Raw genomic sequence first — 18112 nt, 5'->3', positions numbered from 1 at the left:
CCCCGCCGATATAGGAAGCGCGGGCCGGGCGGTAAACCCGGCCTCTTGCCCCTGCCCGGATTAGGCGGCCAGCTCGTAGGGCTGGATCTCGCCAGAGAGGTACAGGTTGCGGGCCTTGGCGCGGCTCAACTTGCCCGACGAGGTGCGCGGCAGCGTGCGCGGCGGCACCAGCTCGATCACGCAGTTCATGCCGGTGATCGAACGGACCTTCTCGCGGATCTCGTCGCGCAGCCGGCGGCGTTCGGCCTCGTCGGTGGTGCGGCACTGCACCAGCACGGCGGGGGCCTCTTCCCCGGCAGGCGTGGTGATCGAGAAGGCGGCAATGTCGCCGGACTTGAAGCCGGGCAGCTGTTCCACCGCCCATTCGATATCCTGCGGCCAGTGGTTCTTGCCGTTGATGATGATCATGTCCTTGGCGCGGCCGACGATATAGAGATAGCCATCGACCATATAGCCCATGTCGCCAGTATCGAGCCAGCCATCGATCAGGCACGCCTCGGTCGCTTCGGGATCGCGGAAATAGCTGTGCATGATCGACGGGCCTGCGGTCCAGACCTTGCCGATCTCGCGGTCGGGAAGCACCTTGCCGTCGGCATCGCGAATCTCGATGCTCATGTCGCGGCAAGCCTTGCCGCAATTGACGATCGAGCGGTAACGCTTGGGCTTGGAAGGATCGACCGGCGCACCCGACAGGCGCTGTTCCTCGACCAGATCGACGACAATGCCCTCGCCCGGCGGCATCAGCGTGACGGCAAGTGTCGCTTCGGCCAGGCCATAGCTCGGCAGGAAGGCGCTCGCCTTGAAGCCCGCCGGTGCGAACGCGTTGACGAAGGCCTGCATGACATCGGGACGGATCATGTCCGCGCCATTGCCCGCGAGCCGCCAGCGCGACAGGTCGAAGCGTTCCTCGACCCGCGACTGGCTGCCGATGCGGCGCGCGCAGATGTCATAGCCGAAGGTCGGCGAATAGCTGCACGAGGTGCCGGGGTTGCGGCTGATCAGGTCGAGCCATGCGAGCGGACGCCGCGCAAAATCCTCGGTCTTCAGGTAATCGGTCGAAACCTGGTTGGCGACCATCGAGAGCATGCAGCCGACCAGGCCCATGTCATGATACCAGGGGAGCCACGAGATGCAGCGATCGGTCTCGCACACATGCATGCCGTGCGAATGCGCGGCGAGGTTGCTCAGCAGCGCAGCGTGCGTGACCGCGACGCCATGCGGGAAGCGCGTCGATCCACTCGAATATTGCAGATAGCAGATATCGTCAGGGCTCGCAGCGGGCAGATCGGCTTCGGGTGCAGCTTCGGCAGCGAAGCTCTCCCAATCGATCCCCTCGACGCCGCAGCGCTTGGCCGCCTCGCCGCCCATCTCGGCGAGTTCGGCCGGATAGAACAGGAATTTGGGGTCGCTCGAGCGCAGCTGGACGCTCAGCTGCTCGACATAGCTTTCCTTGCCGCCAAAGCTGGTGGGTAGGGGCAGCGGCACCGGCCAGGCGCCGGCATAGACCGCGCCGAAGAACAGCGAGGCGAATTCCGCGCCGGTTTCGGCAACGATGGCGATCCGGTCCTCGGGCTTCACGCCGCGCGCGATCAGCCGCCGGGCATGCTCGAGAGCATCGCTGCGCAGCTCGCTATAGGGATAGGGGCGCACCAATGTGCCGCGCGGATCGTGGAAGTTGAACCCGCGCACGCCCTGTGCCGCGTAGTCTAGTGCATCACCCAGTGTCGCGAAATCGGCGAACCGGCGCGGCAGCGCATCGGCGGTGGGAGTCGGCTGCAATTGCGTCATGCGTATTAACCCGTTGCTTTCCTTTGCGCGCGCCGGTGGCCCGGTCTGTCACGCCCACATGGACAAGACCCGCTAGCGTCTGCCCATGCCGTCATGGCCCAGAGATGAATGGTTCAGGCAGCGCCCGCTTCATCCCAGAATGCCCCATCTCGCCTCTAGCCGATGACAAGCGTTCTAAATTCGACCCGACTGTGGCACAAAAATGGCGCATGACCGCTCCCGATGATCGACGCAAGCGTGAAAAGCGCCCGCCAAAGCCGCTCGACGAGCGCGCGCTCAAGGATCTGGCGCTGCATTATCTCGGGCGGTTTGCGACGACGCGCGCGCGCCTCATCCAGTACATGCAACGCAAGGTGCGCGAGCGCGGATGGGCGGACGAGCGCGCACCCGATTACGACCAGCTGGCCGATCGCTGCGTGGAGCTGGGCTATGTCGACGATGCCGCTTTCGCCGCGATGAAGGGCGGCGCGTTGCTCAGGCGAGGCTATGGCGCGCGCCGGGTCGAGCAGGCGCTGGTCGCCGCCGGTGTCGGTGAGGCCGAGCGCGGCGAGGCCCGTGAGACCGCGAGCGATCAGGCGCTGAACGCCGCGATGGCCTTTGCCCGGCGCAAGCGTATCGGCCCGTTTGCGCCCGCCCCCGCCGATCCCGACCGCAGGCGCAAGCAATTGCAGGCCTTTATCCGCGCAGGCCATGATTTTGCACTCGCCCGGGCCCTTGTTTTCGCCGATAGCATGGAGGAGATAGCGGGGCTGGACGAGCAATTCGGGAGAGAGACATGGTGACGAGATTCTGCGGGGCGATGCTGGCGACGCTGGCCTTGGTAGCGTGCAATGCCTCTGCCCCCAGCGATGCCGTGGCGCAGCGCCCTGCGGCGGAAAATCCTGCGCTGTCGCCCGCCGGGCTCGATCTGGTGCCGCTGACGATCAGGAGCGGCGCCAAGACGCACAAGTTCACCGTCGAGATGGCGCGCAGCTCGCAGGAACAGGCGCAGGGGCTGATGTTCCGCACCGAGCTGGCCCCCGATGCGGGCATGCTCTTTCCCTTCCCGACGCCGAAGCCCGCAAGCTTCTGGATGAAGAACACGGTCATCTCGCTCGACCTGCTGTTCATTCGCGCCGATGGCACCGTCGAGAGCATCGCGGCCAATGCGGTGCCCTATTCGCTCGACCCGATCAGCTCGGGCGAGCCGGTCGCTGCGGTGCTCGAGATCGCTGCGGGCCGCGCGGCCGAGCTCGGGATCAAGCCGGGCGATACCGTGACCTGGCGCGACAAGCGTTGAACCACCCGTGGCAGCAGCGCGCAAACGCGGCATGATCGCTCGCCTGATCGCACTGGTTTTCAAGCTGGTCTTCGGCTTCGTGGCGCTATCGCTGCTGATGGTCGTGATCTATCGCTTCGTGCCGCCGCCGACTACGATCACGATGCTGAGCGATGCCAATGGCGCGACGCGCGACTGGACGCCGCTCGACCGGATCGATCGCAACATGGTCTCCGCCGCCATCGCCGCGGAGGACGGCAAGTTCTGCACGCATAACGGCTTCGATACCGAGGCGATCGAGGATGCGATGCGGCGCAACATGCAGGGCGGGCGCATCCGCGGCGGATCGACGATTAGCCAGCAGACCGCGAAGAACGTGTTCCTCTGGCAGAATGGGGGCTTTTTCCGAAAAGGGCTGGAAGCCTGGTTCACCGTGCTGATCGAAGGCATCTGGGGCAAGCGCCGGATCATGGAAGTGTACTTGAACGTCGCCGAAACCGGCATCGGCACCTATGGCGTCGAGGCGGGGGCAGAGCGCTATTTCGGCAAGGGCGCAAGTTCGCTCACCCGCGACCAAGCCGCGCGCATGGCCGCAGCCTTGCCGCTGCCCAAGAAGCGTTCGGTCAAGAACCCCAGCGGTTTCGTGCGCCGCTATGGCAACAATATCGCGCGCCGCATCCGCATCGTCCAGCGCGACGGACTGGATAGCTGCGCGCGGCCTTGAGGCTGCGGGCGGAGTGTGGTGCCGAGCAACAGAGCAGCGAGTTTACTGCGACCAACCCCGTCATCCTGAACTTGTTTCAGGATCCATCGCGCCCCAATTGCCGAAGCCGCGTGGGGAGAAATGGACCCTGAAACAAGTTCAGGGCGACGTAGTAGAGAAATGCTCAGCGCAGCCGCGCCTCACCGCACCTGCCGCTTCTCCAGCTTGCGCGCCAGGGTGCGCCGGTGCATCCCCAGCCGCCGTGCGGTTTCCGACACGTTGAAGCCGGTATCGACCAGCGTCTGGTGGATATGCTCCCATTCCACCGTCTTGATCGAGGACTGGCGCGTGTCGAGCGCGGTGTCGGCATCGCCCTCGGTGCGCGCGAAGGCGGCTTCGATATCGTCGGTGTTCGATGGCTTGGCGAGATAATGGTCCGCGCCCAGCTTGATCGCCTCGACCGCGGTGGCGATGCTGGCAAAGCCAGTGAGCACCACGATCCGCGCATCGGGCGCGGCGGCGCGGACGGCCTGTACGCAGGTCAAGCCCGAGACGGAGCCGGCGAGCTTCAGGTCGATCACCGCGTGTGTCGGTTTGAGGCCCTTGTCGAGCAGAGCCACCAGCGCCTCATGGCCCGAGGCCGATTCGACCGCATAACCGCGCCGCTCGAACGACCGGCGCAGTGTGCGCGCGAAGGTCTCGTCATCCTCGACGATCAGCAACTGACGGGTCTCGGTCATGTCCGCGCTCCTGTCGAACAGGCGATGGCATCCAGCGGCAACCATATGGTGACTTCGGCGCCGCCCTGCTCGCGATTGCCCGCACGCACCTCTCCGCCCAGCTTGCGCATCACGTTGACGAGCAGGAACAGGCCCAGGCCCCCGCCGGGCTTGCCCTTGGTCGACCGGTACGGCTTGCCCAGGCCATCTAGAATCTCCTCCGCAAAGCCGGGGCCCCTGTCGGTCACGGTCAGCTCGAGCGCCTCGCCCTGGCGCGCGGCGCGGATGCCGACCCATTGCGGCGACACCTCGACCGCATTGTCGATGACATTGCCGATCACCTGGCGCAGCGCAGGGTCGGAGACGATCGCCACATCCTGGCCGAACCTGTCGTGATATTCGAGCGTATCGAGCCCGCGCGTCACCTGCCATTCGTCGACGATGTCGCGCAGGAAGGCACGCATCGTGGTGCGTTCGGTCGCCTCGCCGCGCGCCTCGCCGGCGGACATCAGGATGCCGCTGACGATCGTCTTGCAGCGCTGCACCGCGTTTTCCATGTCGTCGAGATCGGCGGAAAGATCGGCCACCGCGTTCAGTTCGGGCATCGCGCGGAAATCGTTGACGAGCACCGAAAGCGTCGCGAGCGGGGTGCCCAGTTCATGCGCCGCGCCCGAGGCGAGCAGGCCCATGCGCACGATATGGTCCTCTTCCGCCGCGCGCTGGCGGATCGCGGCGAGCGCGGAATCGCGTTCGCGCAGGTTGCGCGCGATGCGGGTAACGAAGGCGACCAGCAGCACCGCGATCAGCCCGAAACAGACGAAGCTGCCCTGCAGATACAGGCTGAACTCCTCGTCCTGCAGCTCGGGCGGCAGCGCGAGCGGGACGGGGTCGATCGCGAGCACAGCCAGTGCGCCGAGCGAAGCCGCGACCATCGCCCAGGATGCCGCCGGGCGCAGCACCATCGCGCCGATCACCACCTGCAGCAGGAACAAAGCCGCGAACGGATTGGCGAGACCGCCGGTGAAATGCAGCTGCCAGGTGAGCGCGGCGATATCGAACATCAGCGCAGTGAACAGCGCATATTCGAGCCCCGCATCGAACCGGTGCAGCATGTACAGCGTGACGATGTTGATGAACACGAGCAGGCTGATCGCCGCGAGCAGCGGGGCGAGCGGCAGCGCGATGCCCATCGGCCCATGCACGATCAGGATGGTCAGCAGCTGGCCCCCGACCGCGAGCCAGCGCAGCTGGATGAGCAGCGCCATGTTGCGCCGCACGGCATCGGTGATCTGGGGGGCAGGCGTGGCGATCATCGCCGCTGCCATACCAGCTTTGCGCCGAACAGGCACCCGAGCGCGAGCGCGAGCCAGGTGAAGGCGTAGACCGCATGATTGTCGCTGAAGCGGATGACGGTGAGCCCGCCGACCGGATAGCCGCCGGGATTGCGCGCCGCATCGGCGTCGATGAAATAGGGTGCGGTGTGATTCAGCCCGCGCGCGGCGACAATCGCGTCGACATCGCGCGAAAACCAGCGATCGGCTCTGGCGTCGTTCGAGCGCAGGAAGCCGCCGCCCGGTTCGGTGATCCGCAGCAGCCCGGTGATGCGCACCATTCCCGCCGGATTGCCCGCCGCCCGCGTGGCCGGATCGCGCCGGTCAGGGGGCACGAAGCCGCGATTGACCAGCACGGTGAAGCGCTCGCCCACCAGCGGTGTCAGCACCCAGTATCCGCCGCCGCGCGCCGTGACCGCCTGCACCAGCGTCTCGCGATCATGCGCGAACCGTCCGGTGAAGGCGACCCGGCGATAGGCGTCGCGCTCTTGGCGGATGCGCGGCCATTGGTCGGGGCCGGGCGCGGCGACCGGCGCGGCGGTGCTGCGGCTGTCGACCGCCTCGATCAGCGCATGTTTCCAGGCGCGGCGCTGCACCTGCCAGGCGGCAAGGCCGACGCCCGCCAGCGCCAGCGCAAGCAGCGAGACGACCAGCACGACCCGCGCGGCTGGTCGGGACCGGGTCACGGGATCTGGCTCATCTCTTCATGCGCCTGGGGCATCATGTTGGTGTTGAGGTTGCTCATCACCCACAGCGATCCCGACAGCATGATGCCGACGACGATGATCGTGAAGATCAGCGAGGTGATCGACCAGCCGCCCTCGGCCTTGGGAGACATGTGCAGGAAATACACCATGTGGACGACGATCTGCACGACCGCGAGGCCCAGGATCGTCACGCCGGTGACCGCAGGCGACAATACGCCGGTCATCACCAGGCCGAACGGGATTGCGGTGAGGATGACCGAGAGGACGAAGCCGATGGTATAGTCGCGGTACGAGGCGTGCGGAATTTCGATGCCGTGGCTGTCGTTCTCGGCCTGTTCGGCATGGGTGGTGGCAGCGCTCATCACAGCATTCCCATCAGATAGACAAAGGTGAACACGCCGATCCAGATCACGTCGAGAAAGTGCCAGAACAGGCTGAGGCACGCAACGCGGCGCTGGTTGGCGGGGTTGAGGCCATGGCGGCCGAGCTGGACGATCAATGTCACCAGCCACACCAGCCCGAAGGTGACGTGCAGCCCGTGCGTTCCGACCAGCGTGAAGAAGGCCGAGAGGAACGCGCTGCGCTGTGGCGTCGCGCCGATATGGATGAGGTGCGAGAATTCATAGAGCTCGATCGCGAGGAACGCCGCGCCGAACAGGCCGGTGACCGCGAGCCACATCTGGACATGGCGCAGGTTCCGGTTCTGCATCGCGATCATCGCAAAGCCATAAGTGAGCGACGAGAACAGCAGCATCGCGGTGTTGAGCGCGATGAGGTTGAGGTCGAACAGGTCCTTGGGGCCGGGCCCTGCGGCGAAATTTCCGCCGAGCACCGCATAACAGGCAAACAGGATCGCGAAGATGAGGCAGTCGCTCATCAGATAGATCCAGAAGCCCAGCAGCGTGCTGTGGCCTTCGGGATGCGGATGCTCGTCGATCTCGTAATAGACCGGCTTGTCGTTGCCGGCGGGCAGGGTGATGCTGCTCATGGGATCAGGCTCCTGCCGCTTGCAATTGGCTGAGGCGCGCCTTCTCGGTCGCGGCGACGGTGGCGGCCGGGATATGGAAATCGCGCTTGTAGTTGAACGTGTGCGCGATCGCCGCGCCGATCAGTCCGACCAGGCTCAGCCCTGCCAGCCACCAGATGTGCCAGACCAGCGCAAAGCCCGCGACGGTGCTGATGCCCGCCAGGATGACGCCGGCGCCGGTGTTGCTCGGCATGTGGATGTCCTTGTAGCCATCGGCAGGGTGCTCCACGCCCGCCGCCTTCATGTCGTACCAGGCATCGAGCGCGTGGATACGCGGAGTGAAGGCGAAATTATAGTCGGGCGGGGGCGAGCTGGTCGCCCATTCGAGCGTGCGGCCGTTCCACGGATCGCCCGTCGTCTCGGCCAGCGCCTCGCGCTTCCAGATGCTGACGGCGAACTGGATGAGCATGGCGGCAATGCCGGCAGCGATCATCAGCGCACCGACGGCGGCGATGGCGAACCAGATCTGCAAGCTGGGATCGTCGAACACCCGCATCCGGCGCGTCACGCCCATCAGGCCGAGGACATAGAGCGGCATGAACGCAACCCAGAAGCCGGGGACCCAGCACCAGAAGCTGACCTTGCCCCAGAACTTGTCGAGCTTGAAGCCGAACGCCTTGGGCCACCAGTAGTTGATCGCCGCGAAGATGCCGAACAGCACGCCGCCGATGATCACGTTGTGGAAATGCGCGATCAGGAACAGCGAGTTGTGCAGTACGAAGTCGGCAGGCGGCACCGCGAGCAGCACGCCGGTCATCCCGCCGATGGTGAAGGTGAGCATGAACGCCACCGTCCACATCATCGGCAGCTCGTAGCGGATGCGTCCGCGATACATGGTGAACAGCCAGTTGAACAGCTTGGCCCCGGTGGGGATCGAGATCACCATCGTGGTGATGCCGAAGAAGCTGTTGACGCTCGCGCCCGAACCCATGGTGAAGAAATGGTGCAGCCACACGACGTACGACAGGATGGTGATGACCACGGTCGCATAGACCATCGAGGTATAGCCGAAGAGCTTCTTGCCCGAGAAGGTCGAGGTGACCTCGCTGAACACGCCGAACAGCGGCAGGATGAGGATGTACACCTCCGGATGGCCCCAGATCCAGATGAGGTTGACGTACATCATCGACGACCCGCCAAAGTCGTTGGTGAAGAAATTGGTGCCGACATAGCGGTCGAGCGTCAGCAGCGCGAGCACTGCGGTGAGCACGGGGAAGCTGGCGACGATCAGGATGTTGGCGCACAGCGACGTCCAGGTGAACACCGGCATCTTCATCAGGCCCATGCCCGGCGCGCGCATCTTGAGGATCGTCACGATCAGGTTGATGCCGGATAATGTCGTGCCGACGCCCGCGATCTGCAGCGCCCAGATATAATAATCCACGCCGACGCTGGGGCTGTAGGCAATGCCCGAAAGCGGCGGATAGGCGAGCCATCCGGTCGCGGCGAACTCGCCGACGAACAGCGACGCCATAGTCAGCACCGCGCCCGATGTCGTCATCCAGAAGCTGAAATTGTTGAGGAACGGGAAGGACACGTCGCGCGCGCCGATCTGCAGCGGCACGACATAGTTCATCAGGCCGGTGATGAACGGCATCGCGACGAAGAAGATCATGATCACGCCATGCGCGGTGAAAATCTGGTCGTAATGGTGCGCGTTCAGGTAACCCTCGGACCCGCCGAATGCCATCACCTGCTGCAAGCGCATCATGATCGCATCGGCAAAGCCGCGCAGGAACATGACGAGGCCAAGGATCATGTACATGATCCCGATCTTCTTGTGGTCCACGGTGGTGAACCACTCCTTCCACAGATAGCCCCACAGCTTGTAGCGGGTCACCAGCGCGAGCAGGCCCACGCCGCCGATGATGACGACAACCATGGTGCTGAGCACGATCGAATCGTGCGGCAGCGAGTTCCAGCCGAGCTTGCCCAGCAGGAAGGTCGGCTCGGCGGCGGAGGTGGAGGGAACGGCGTCGGTGCTCATGATACGGGGTCCGTGGTGCCTGCCTGAGTCAGTTCAGGCGACTTGGTGAGTTCAGGCGACTGGGGAGAAGTTTCGCGCTTGCGGAACAGCGGGCCGCCGGGGCGCTTGAGGCCTGCGCCGGTCAGCGTGGACAGATCGATCACGCGATCCTCCATCCGCGCGAGGCTGGCGCTCAGCAGCTCGGGATTGGTGCAGTTCTCGGCGATATAGCGGTCGCTGGCGGTATCGCCGGTGCCGCGTGCGGCGTGCTTGTCATAGGAAAGCTGGCGCACATTGTGCAGGCCAGCGAGGCCCATGCCGCCGCGCGCGTCGATCGCCATCATGTCGTGCATGCACATCTTGCCCGGCTCGGCGCACATGTTGACGATGCGGTCGAACAGGTCGGGCTCGACGCTGGCATAATGGCGCACCGGCTCCTTCTCGCTCGGCCGCTCGAGCTTGAGGTACGTCGCGCGGTCGAGCGTCTGGCCCTGGCTGCGCGCCTTCGCGGTCCATTTGGCGAAATCCTGCGGGCTCAGGCTGCGCACGCCGAAGCGCATGTTCGAAAAGCCCGCGCCCGAATAATTGGCCGAAAAGCCGGTAAAGCGTCCGGTTTCGTTGAACACCGCGTGCAGCTTGGTCTCCATGCCGGGCATCGCATAGATTTGTCCGGCCATCGCGGGGACGTAGAAGCTGTTCATCACCGAGGACGAGGAGATGCGGAACCGCAAGGGACGGCCTTCGGGCACGGCGAGCTCGTTCACCGTGGCGATGCCCTGTTCGGGATAGATGAACAGCCATTTCCAGTTGAGCGCGACCGCCTGCACCTCGAGCGGCTTGTCCTTTTCGGTCACGGCCTGTCCGGGCGCGGTGCGGGCGAGCGGGCGATAGGGGTCGAGCAGGTGGGTGCCGACCCAGGTCACCGCGCCCAGACAGATGATGATCAGCAGCGGGATCGCCCAGATGGCGAGCTCGAGCTGAGTCGAATGGTCCCAATCGGGCTTGTAGGTCGCGGTCTCGTTGGCCGCGCGATATTTCCAGGCGAAATATCCGGTCAGCGCCATCACGGGCACGATGATGATCAGCATCAGCAGCGTCGAGATGACGACCAGATCGCCCTGCTGCTGCGCGACATCGCCCGCCGGATCGAGCACGACCATGTTGCAACCGCCAAGCAGCGGCAGGAGGCAGGTGGCGGCGAGCGCCGCCGGGAGTCGGAGTCGTGTCATGGTCCCAAGCATGACCGCCCAATTAGACCCATGCTGCAGGTGCGCACATAGGACATTTTGTCCAAGTGCATTGATCTGGATCAAAGTTGCATAAGGCACGTGTAGAAATTTATCCGCCCCCGAATCCAAGGAACTGCCCATGGTGGCCAACACCGTCCCCACGACCGAGGCCGAACGCGATGCCCGCGCGATCAACGACGATGGCCATTCGGTGGGGCCTGGCGAGATCGCGATTGGCGTGGTCATCGGGCGCACATCCGAATTCTTCGACTTTTTCGTCTATGCCATCGCCTCGGTGCTGGTCTTTCCCAAGCTGGTCTTCCCCTATCTCGACCCGCTCGAAGGCACGCTCTGGTCGTTCGCGATCTTTGCGCTCGCCTTTGTCGCCCGGCCCGCCGGAACGATGATCTTCACGGCGGTCGACCGCGCCTATGGCCGCGGCGCGAAGCTGACGATCGCGCTGTTTCTGCTTGGCGGATCGACGGCGGCGATCGCGTTCCTTCCGGGCCATGCGACGATCGGTATCGGCTCGGCGCTGCTGCTCGCGCTGTTCCGCATGGGCCAGGGCGTGGCGCTGGGCGGCTCGTGGGACGGTCTCGCCTCGCTGCTCGCGCTCAATGCGCCCAAGGAAAAGCGCGGCTGGTACGCCATGATCCCGCAGCTCGGCGCACCGTTCGGCCTGATCGTCGCCAGCCTGCTCTTCGCCTTCCTGATCTCGGCGCTGCCTGCGGAGGATTTCCTCGCCTGGGGCTGGCGCTACCCGTTCTTCGTCGCCTTCGCGATCAACGTCGTCGCGCTGTTCGCCCGCCTGCGCATCGTGGTGACGCCCGAATATACCGAGCTGTTCGAAAGCCAGACGCTGCAGCCCGAGCCGGTGTTCTCGACCGTGCGCAGCGAATGGAAGATCATCGTGCTGGGCGCCTTCGCCCCGCTCGCCAGCTTTGCCATGTTTCACATGGTGACCGTCTATCCCCTGAGCTGGGTGTTCCTGTTCACCGAGGAATCGCCGGTGCGCTTCCTGCTGATCGAGGCGGTGGCGGCTGCGCTGGGCGTGCTGGCGATCCTTGCCTCGGGCAGGCTGGCCGATGCCTATGGCCGCCGCACCTTGCTCGCCGCCACCGCGGTTGCGATCGCGGCGTTCAGCGGCTTCGCGCCGCAGCTGCTCGATGCCGGGGGCGCGGGCGAGGCGGCGTTCATGTTCGGCGGTTTCATCCTGCTCGGCCTCGCCTTCGGCCAGTCGTCGGGCGCGCTCTCGTCGTTCTTCCCGCTGAAGCACCGCTATACCGGATCGGCGCTGACCTCCGACCTGGCCTGGCTGTTCGGCGCGGGCTTTGCGCCGATGGTCGCATTGTGGCTCTCGGCCAATTACGGGCTGCTCGCCGCCGGGGCCTATCTGCTCTCGGGCGCGCTGGCGACGCTCACCGCCTTGTGGTTCAACCGCGAACTCGGCCAGCAGCAATAAGCGGGGGAGGCCAGCGATGTTCGTTCCATTCGACCCCGACTGGCCGCCCTTCGATCCTCCGCGCCGTACGCCGCCCCCGCCTCCGCGCCGGCTGAGCAGTGAGCAGGAAAAGCGGCTGATGCAGGCCATTGGCCTCAACCTGCTGCTCGCGATCGTCGCGCCCATCGGTGGCGCGACGGTGATCGGCGCGCTGCTCGGCTGGTGGGGTTAGCGGGTTCGATGCCCTAAAGCGCTGGACCCGAGCATGCAAAAGGGGAGCATCGCTGCTCCCCTTTCGTGTTTCCAGACCGGTCTGGCCAGGTTTCAGAAGCGCGTGCCGAGCTCGATGCCGATGATGCGCGGCTCGTTCACATAGGCGGTCAGATTGTTGAAATCGATGCCACCGGTGGCCGAGACATTGTTGGTGATGTTGCGCGCAAAGGCCGCGACATCGAACTTGCCGTCGCCGGTGCGATAGCCGAAGCGCAGGCCGCCCTCGATCAGGCTGTCGTCGCTGAATTCGACCGAATTGTAGAGGAAGAACTGGATGCGCGAGCGATAATACCAGTCGGTGAAGACATAGAGTTAGCCAGCGCCGACCGGATGGGCATAGCCGGCGGTCCAGTTGACCGACCATTTCGGCGACTGCGGCAGGCGGTTGCCGTCGATCGAGAAGATGCCCGGGCGCCCTGCGATCGGAGCGTTGAGCACGGTGCACGGCGCGCCGCATCCGGCAACGCCCAGACCCGGCGACTTGATCTCGTTCTCGTTGAAGCCGACGCCGATGCTGAGATCGAGGCCATCGGTCGGGCGAGCGACCAGCTCGGCCTCGAATCCATAGCCCTCGACATCATCGGCATTGAGCAGCGCGGTGACGTTGCCGCCGCCGCCGACCGCGGTCAGCTGCAGGTCCTCGGTGTTGAAATAATAGCCGGTCAGGTTGAACCGCGCCGCGCCGTCGAACAGCACGGTCTTGATGCCGGTTTCATACGACATGGTGCGCTCGGCATCGGCGACCGAGAGCGCGCGGCCGAAGGCGAGGCGGCCCTGGATCGAAGGCGCGCGATAGCCGCGTGCGGCACGGGCGAAGATGTTGACCGCATCGCTTACCGGATAGACCGCGCTCAGGTCCCAGGTCAGCAGGTTCGCCTTGGCCTCGGTGCGCAACGTGCCGACCGGCCCGCCAAAGCCCAGGAAACCGGGGCGCGTGTCGATCGGGCGCGCGGCGGCAAAGTCGCGGTCGTCGTCATTATAGCGCGCGCCGGCCTGCAGGATCAGGCCGTTGTCGAACGTGTAGCTCAAGGTCCCGAACAGGCCGAAGGCATTGGTCACCTGGCGCTGCACCGCGACCGCCGCCGCAACGGTATCGGCGGGTGCGCCATAATCGAGCGTGGTGATGTTGAGCCGCTCGTTGAAGAAGAAGCCGCCGATCTGATAGCCAAGGCCGGTCTGGTTGTTCGAGGCGAGGCGCACTTCCTGCGTATACTGGTCGAGGCTGGGCACGTCGTCGCGGGTCTGGGCCGAGAAGGGGATGAAGCCCGGACCCTGGCTGGGCGCAAAGGCATTGCCGAAGCCGCCGTCGATATCGCCGCGGCTCTTGAGATTGCCGTTCCAGTAGGAGGTGACCGAGGTCAGCGTCGCCGGGCCGAAATCATAGTCGACGGTCAGGCCGACATTATAGGTGTTGAGCTCCTGGAAATTGATCCCGTCCGAACGGATCCGGTCGCGGCGGAACTCGGTGCCGGGGCCGCCCAGCCCGATCAGCTCGTTGCTGCCGCGCTGGAACACGTTGGCGCGGAACAGGATCGCCGATCCGTCGAGCACGCGGACCTGGCCGGTCAGCCGCGCGGTGAGCGGGCCGTCCTCGTACTGCAGCTGCAGCCGTCCGGCGAAATCGTCATAGCCGCCGAGGTCATCGCCCGCGCCATTGTCGATATTGTCGACCCAGTGGTCGCGGTGCTGGTAGAAGCCCGAGGCGCGGAACGAGAAACCATTGCCCAGGTTCGCGCCGACCGCGCCTTCAAGCTGGATGGTGTTGAACCGCGCCCAGCTGGCCTTGGCATAGCCGCCGTCGGTGCCGGGCTTGACGGTGTCGAACTTGACGATGCCCGCGGGCGTGTTACGGCCGAACAGCGTGCCCTGCGGTCCGCGCAGCACCTCGATCCGGTCGAGGTCGAAGATCGGGAAGCCCTTGAGGATCGGGTTTTCCAGCACGACATCGTCATAGACCAGGCTGACCGGCTGCGAGGCGTTGAGGTCGAAATCGGTATTGCCAAGGCCGCGGATGTAGAAGCGCGGGAAGCTGCGACCGAACGAGCTTTCGATATTGAGGTTGGGCACGCGTCCGGCGAGGCCGCGAATGTCGCCGCCGCCCGCCTGGACCGCCGCGAGCGCATCGCTGCTCAGCGTCGAGATCGACAGCGGCACGTCGCGCTGGTCCTGCTCGCGCTTCTGCGCGGTGACGACGATGACGCCGACGCCGCGCTCGGCGTCCTCGGCCTGGTCGCCCTCTGCCGTCTGTGCTGCAGCGGGGGAGGCGAGGGCGCAACCGAATGCGGCAGCAGACAGGGCGATCGACGAAACCAGGCGGCGGGACAGGACACGCATCGGAAATATCCTCGAAGTGGCGGATGTGGCGATAGGGTAACACCGGCGGAATCGCGCCGGATCTCTGCGTCCCTTCGCTGAGACGGGGGCCGAGGACAACACTCGCCATGCGCCGGCGCCAGATTTTTCAGTGGTGTTGCCTATTTGAGACAGCGATGTGACGTTGGCGACTCAACCGGTAGCTGGTGCGGCGCTCAGCTTTGCAATGGTTTTTCAGGAGCTTGCTCTGCGCAACGACCGCGCTGCCGGTCAATCCTCGAGGATCGCGCTGGCGGTGCGGGTGTCGCGCATGCGGACATAGACGATCAGCGACAGCGCGATCATGCCCGTGACATACCAGTAGAAGCCGCGCTCCCACCCGGCCTGCTTGAAGCTCAGGGCGACATATTCCGCCGTACCGCCGAAGATCGTGTTCGCCAGTGCATAGGGCAGCGCGACGCCCAGCGCGCGGATATGCGCGGGGAAGAGCTCGGCCTTCACCACCGCGTTGATCGAGGTATAGCCGGTGACGATCACCAGTCCGCCGAGCACCAGCGCAAAGGCGGTTAGCGGATCACGCGTGGTCTCCAGCGCGGCGAACAGCGGATAGGTGCACAGCACCCCCAGCACGCCGAAGCCGACCAGCAGCGGCTTGCGCCCCACTCGGTCGCTGAGCGCGCCCGCCACCGGCTGCAGCAGCATGAACACGAACAGGCTTGCGCCGTTGATCCGCGAGGCGATCTCGCGGTCGAAGCCCGAGGTGTTGACCAGGAATTTCTGCATGTAGATCGAGAAGGCATAGAAGGCGAGTGTGCCGCCAGCGGTCATCAGCATCACCGTCAGCGCCTCGCGCGGGTGATGGCGGAACAATGCGAGCATGCCCGATTTCGGCGCATCGCTGGCTTGTGCGTTGGCAAAGCTCTCGGTCTCGGCCAGCCCGCGCCGGATCCAGAATACCACCACCGCCAGCGCTGCGCCGATGGCAAAGGGAATGCGCCAGCCCCAGGCATCGAGCGCGGCTTCGCTCAGCACCGCCTGCAGCACCAGCAGCACGCCGATCGCCAGCAGCTGCCCGCCGATCAGCGTGACATATTGGAAGGACGAGAAGAAGCCGCGCCGTCCCTTGCCCGCCATTTCGGACAGATAGGTCGCGCTCGCGCCATATTCGCCGCCGACCGAAAGCCCCTGCATCAGCCGCGCCAGCACCAGCAGCGCGGGGGCGAGCAGGCCTGCGGTCTCATAGGTCGGCGCCGCCGCGATCAGCAGCGATCCGGCGCACATCAGCGCGACCGACAGCGCCAGCCCGCTCTTGCGCCCCTTGCGATCGGCATAGATGCCCATCGCCCAGGCCCCGATGGGGCGCATGAAGAAGCCCACCGCAAACACCGCCGCCGCGCCGAGCAGCTGGGCGGTGCTGTCGCCCGACGGGAAGAAATGCGGCGCGAAATAGAGCGTGAACGCGGCATAGGCGTACCAGTCATACCATTCGACCAGATTGCCCGTGGACCCGCCGATGATCGCCCAGGTGCGCTGGCGCGTGGTCGGGCGGTGGGCGGACGGCGCGATGCCTGCCGGCGGTCTGACAGGTGGCGGAGAGCTCGTCATTGGCGATGCTGGCTTTGCAATGGGTCAGGCATGGCGGACCTCAAAGCGGAAATATCGCCGACTCGATACGCAAGAATCTGGCGCACCCGACAGGATTCGAACCTGTGACCTCTGCCTTCGGAGCTAGAACCACAACGCTACGACAGGCTTACCAATCCAACGCTAGAGTACGATAACACGCTGTTTATACAGCATTTTATTGATCGTAAGGGTTCTCTGTGCTACGCCAACGACACCCACAGTTTTCGATACGGTGGTGAGATTTTGGTGAGTTTTTGAGCCCGCACTAGCGAGGTACTTATGTCGAAACTTACGAAAACCGTCGTGGACAAGTCCGAACCACGCGACCGTCAATACACCGTTTGGTGCGGCGAGCTGAAGGGCTTTGGCGTCTTCGTCCTGCCCTCCGGCACCCGGACCTACTTCGTCGATTATCGAAACGCCAACAATGTGCGGCGGCGGATGAAGCTGGGCCGGCACGGACAGATCACCGCCGAGCAAGCGCGCACGCTGGCCATTCAAGCCCTGGCCGAAGTCTCCAAGGGGAACGATCCCCTCGAAAACCGGAACAGCGCGCGCAAGGCGATCTCGGTAAAGGAGCTTTGCGAGCTGTATATCGCGGAACTCGAAGCCGGCCGCATCCTCGGCAAGGGCGGGCGGCCGAAGAAGGCCAGCACCAAGATCACCGACCTCGGCCGGATCAACCGCCACATCATCCCACTCCTGGGCAAGAAGCGCGTCACCCACGTCACCAAGGCCGACGTGACGACCATGATGAAGGACATCATGGCGGGCAAGACGCGCGGGATCGAGAAGACGGAGAAACTGCGCGGTAAGTCGATCGTACGGGGCGGCATCGGCGTCGCTAGCCGCACCGTCGGTCTCCTGGGTGGCATCTTCACCTATGCACGGGATGACCTGGGCATCATCGAGGTCAATCCGGCGCATGGCATCCGCAAGCCCAAGGACGCCGTGCGCCAGCGCCGTCTGAACGAGGACGAGTATCGCGCCCTCGGGCGCATCCTTGCCAATGCCGCCGAGGATGAACGCTACACGCGCACCGTGGAGATGATCCGTCAGATCGCCATGTCGGGTTGCCGGCGCAGTGAGGTCATCAAGCTGCGCAAAACGGAACTCGACACCGTGGGGAGTTGCTTCCGGTTCGAGGATACGAAGGAAGGTCAGTCCGTGCGGCCGATGGGCTTGCCGGTGCTGGAGTATTTCGACGAGCGGGACATGAGCGGCGACAGCCCCTATGTGTTTCCCGGCGAGCGGAACCTGGCCAAGCCGTTCGGCAGCTTCCCTCGGCATTGGGAAAAGATCTTCGCCGGGACGGAGCTGGCGGACATCACCGCTCATGTACTGCGCCACAGCTTCGCCAGCCTGGCGAACGACCTTGGTTTCACCGAGATCACCATCGCGGCGCTTCTCGGCCATGCCACCGGCTCTATCACCAGCCGTTATGTGCATACGCTCGATGCAGCCCTCGTCATGGCGGCCGATACGGTGTCCGGCTACATCCATGCGCTGCTCAATGGTGCTGAGCTGACACATACACATTATGCGCTTGATCGGGGCTCGCGTAAGGCTGCGTTGGTTCGGTTTCTGACGCCCCATCAAGACTCAACAGCACAAGCTGAAACGTCACAACGGCTGGCCGCCTGACAATTGCACACGATGGTATGGGATGCAGGCCGCTCCTAGACCGATGCGGCTTTCATCCCCAAAACTGTCTAAAGAACAAGAGGTCGG

The 18112-nt window shown here is 64.8% G+C and carries 16 protein-coding genes; 6 read left to right on the top strand and 10 right to left on the bottom strand.

The window, feature by feature from the left end:
• Nucleotides 1-60 precede the first annotated feature (60 nt).
• Nucleotides 61-1788, bottom strand: coding sequence for a fatty acyl-AMP ligase (locus AX735_RS00940; RefSeq protein ID WP_066274286.1), 1728 nt, complete (start codon nt 1786-1788; stop codon nt 61-63).
• Between the two features lie 209 nt (nt 1789-1997).
• Here AX735_RS00940 and AX735_RS00935 point away from each other — a divergent pair, with 209 nt between their 5' ends.
• Genes AX735_RS00935 through mtgA form a run of 3 tightly spaced genes read left to right on the top strand, consistent with a single transcriptional unit; the run spans nt 1998 to nt 3770 of the window.
• Nucleotides 1998-2570, top strand: a complete 573-nt coding sequence (locus AX735_RS00935; RefSeq protein WP_066274283.1) for a regulatory protein RecX — start codon at nt 1998-2000, stop codon at nt 2568-2570.
• The gene (locus AX735_RS00930) at nt 2564-3067 is read left to right on the top strand and encodes a DUF192 domain-containing protein (protein ID WP_066274280.1); all 504 of its coding nucleotides are present in this window, start codon (nt 2564-2566) and stop codon (nt 3065-3067) included. Before AX735_RS00935 ends, AX735_RS00930 begins: the two co-directional genes overlap by 7 nt.
• A gap of 31 nt (nt 3068-3098) precedes the next feature.
• Nucleotides 3099-3770 (top strand): monofunctional biosynthetic peptidoglycan transglycosylase, encoded by a 672-nt coding sequence (mtgA, locus tag AX735_RS00925; RefSeq protein ID WP_066274278.1) that lies wholly within the window; start codon nt 3099-3101, stop codon nt 3768-3770.
• Nucleotides 3771-3949: 179 nt separating this feature from the next.
• Here mtgA and AX735_RS00920 read toward each other — a convergent pair whose 3' ends face one another.
• The 7 genes from AX735_RS00920 to cyoA are packed head-to-tail and all read right to left on the bottom strand — an operon-like array spanning nt 3950 to nt 10728.
• The gene (locus AX735_RS00920; protein ID WP_066274276.1) at nt 3950-4489 is read right to left on the bottom strand and encodes a response regulator transcription factor; all 540 of its coding nucleotides are present in this window, start codon (nt 4487-4489) and stop codon (nt 3950-3952) included.
• Entirely contained in the window at nt 4486-5781 is a 1296-nt protein-coding gene (locus AX735_RS00915; protein WP_231749974.1) for an ATP-binding protein, read from the bottom strand. Before AX735_RS00915 ends, AX735_RS00920 begins: the two co-directional genes overlap by 4 nt.
• Entirely contained in the window at nt 5778-6485 is a 708-nt protein-coding gene (locus tag AX735_RS00910) for an SURF1 family protein (protein WP_066274272.1), read from the bottom strand. The genes AX735_RS00915 and AX735_RS00910 overlap by 4 nt, the downstream gene beginning before the upstream one ends.
• Complete coding sequence (gene cyoD, locus AX735_RS00905; RefSeq protein WP_066274271.1) at nt 6482-6868, bottom strand: cytochrome o ubiquinol oxidase subunit IV; 387 nt, start codon at nt 6866-6868, stop codon at nt 6482-6484. The genes AX735_RS00910 and cyoD overlap by 4 nt, the downstream gene beginning before the upstream one ends.
• The gene (gene cyoC, locus AX735_RS00900) at nt 6868-7494 is read right to left on the bottom strand and encodes a cytochrome o ubiquinol oxidase subunit III (RefSeq protein ID WP_066274270.1); all 627 of its coding nucleotides are present in this window, start codon (nt 7492-7494) and stop codon (nt 6868-6870) included. The genes cyoD and cyoC overlap by 1 nt, the downstream gene beginning before the upstream one ends.
• Nucleotides 7495-7498: 4 nt before the next feature.
• Nucleotides 7499-9520 carry a cytochrome o ubiquinol oxidase subunit I gene (gene cyoB, locus AX735_RS00895; protein ID WP_066274268.1) on the bottom strand — a complete coding sequence of 674 codons (2022 nt, stop codon included), beginning with the start codon at nt 9518-9520 and terminating at the stop codon, nt 7499-7501.
• Nucleotides 9517-10728 carry a ubiquinol oxidase subunit II gene (cyoA, locus tag AX735_RS00890; RefSeq protein WP_066274292.1) on the bottom strand — a complete coding sequence of 404 codons (1212 nt, stop codon included), beginning with the start codon at nt 10726-10728 and terminating at the stop codon, nt 9517-9519. The genes cyoB and cyoA overlap by 4 nt, the downstream gene beginning before the upstream one ends.
• A gap of 139 nt (nt 10729-10867) precedes the next feature.
• Here cyoA and AX735_RS00885 point away from each other — a divergent pair, with 139 nt between their 5' ends.
• Both AX735_RS00885 and AX735_RS00880 read left to right on the top strand, forming a co-directional pair.
• Nucleotides 10868-12190 carry an MFS transporter gene (locus AX735_RS00885; RefSeq protein ID WP_137776257.1) on the top strand — a complete coding sequence of 441 codons (1323 nt, stop codon included), beginning with the start codon at nt 10868-10870 and terminating at the stop codon, nt 12188-12190.
• A 16-nt stretch (nt 12191-12206) separates the two neighbouring features.
• Nucleotides 12207-12401: a hypothetical protein gene (locus AX735_RS00880; protein WP_066274266.1), complete on the top strand. Its 195-nt coding sequence runs from the start codon at nt 12207-12209 to the stop codon at nt 12399-12401.
• Between the two features lie 353 nt (nt 12402-12754).
• Here the strand turns inward: AX735_RS00880 and AX735_RS00875 are convergent, their stop codons facing one another.
• Together AX735_RS00875 and AX735_RS00870 are read right to left on the bottom strand one after the other, a co-directional pair.
• Entirely contained in the window at nt 12755-14776 is a 2022-nt protein-coding gene (locus AX735_RS00875) for a TonB-dependent receptor (protein WP_066274264.1), read from the bottom strand.
• A gap of 249 nt (nt 14777-15025) precedes the next feature.
• Nucleotides 15026-16360, bottom strand: coding sequence for an MFS transporter (locus tag AX735_RS00870; protein WP_082750854.1), 1335 nt, complete (start codon nt 16358-16360; stop codon nt 15026-15028).
• A 300-nt stretch (nt 16361-16660) separates the two neighbouring features.
• Here AX735_RS00870 and AX735_RS00865 point away from each other — a divergent pair, with 300 nt between their 5' ends.
• Nucleotides 16661-18025, top strand: a complete 1365-nt coding sequence (locus tag AX735_RS00865; RefSeq protein WP_017502059.1) for a tyrosine-type recombinase/integrase — start codon at nt 16661-16663, stop codon at nt 18023-18025.
• The last annotated feature ends 87 nt before the right edge of the window (nt 18026-18112 follow it).

The sequence above is a fragment of the Blastomonas sp. CCH1-A6 genome (genome assembly GCF_001556365.1).
Taxonomy (GTDB): Bacteria; Pseudomonadota; Alphaproteobacteria; order Sphingomonadales; family Sphingomonadaceae; genus Blastomonas; species Blastomonas ursincola.
The sequence above is the reverse complement of the archived record's forward strand: the minus strand, read 5'-3'. Positions and strand labels throughout refer to the sequence as shown.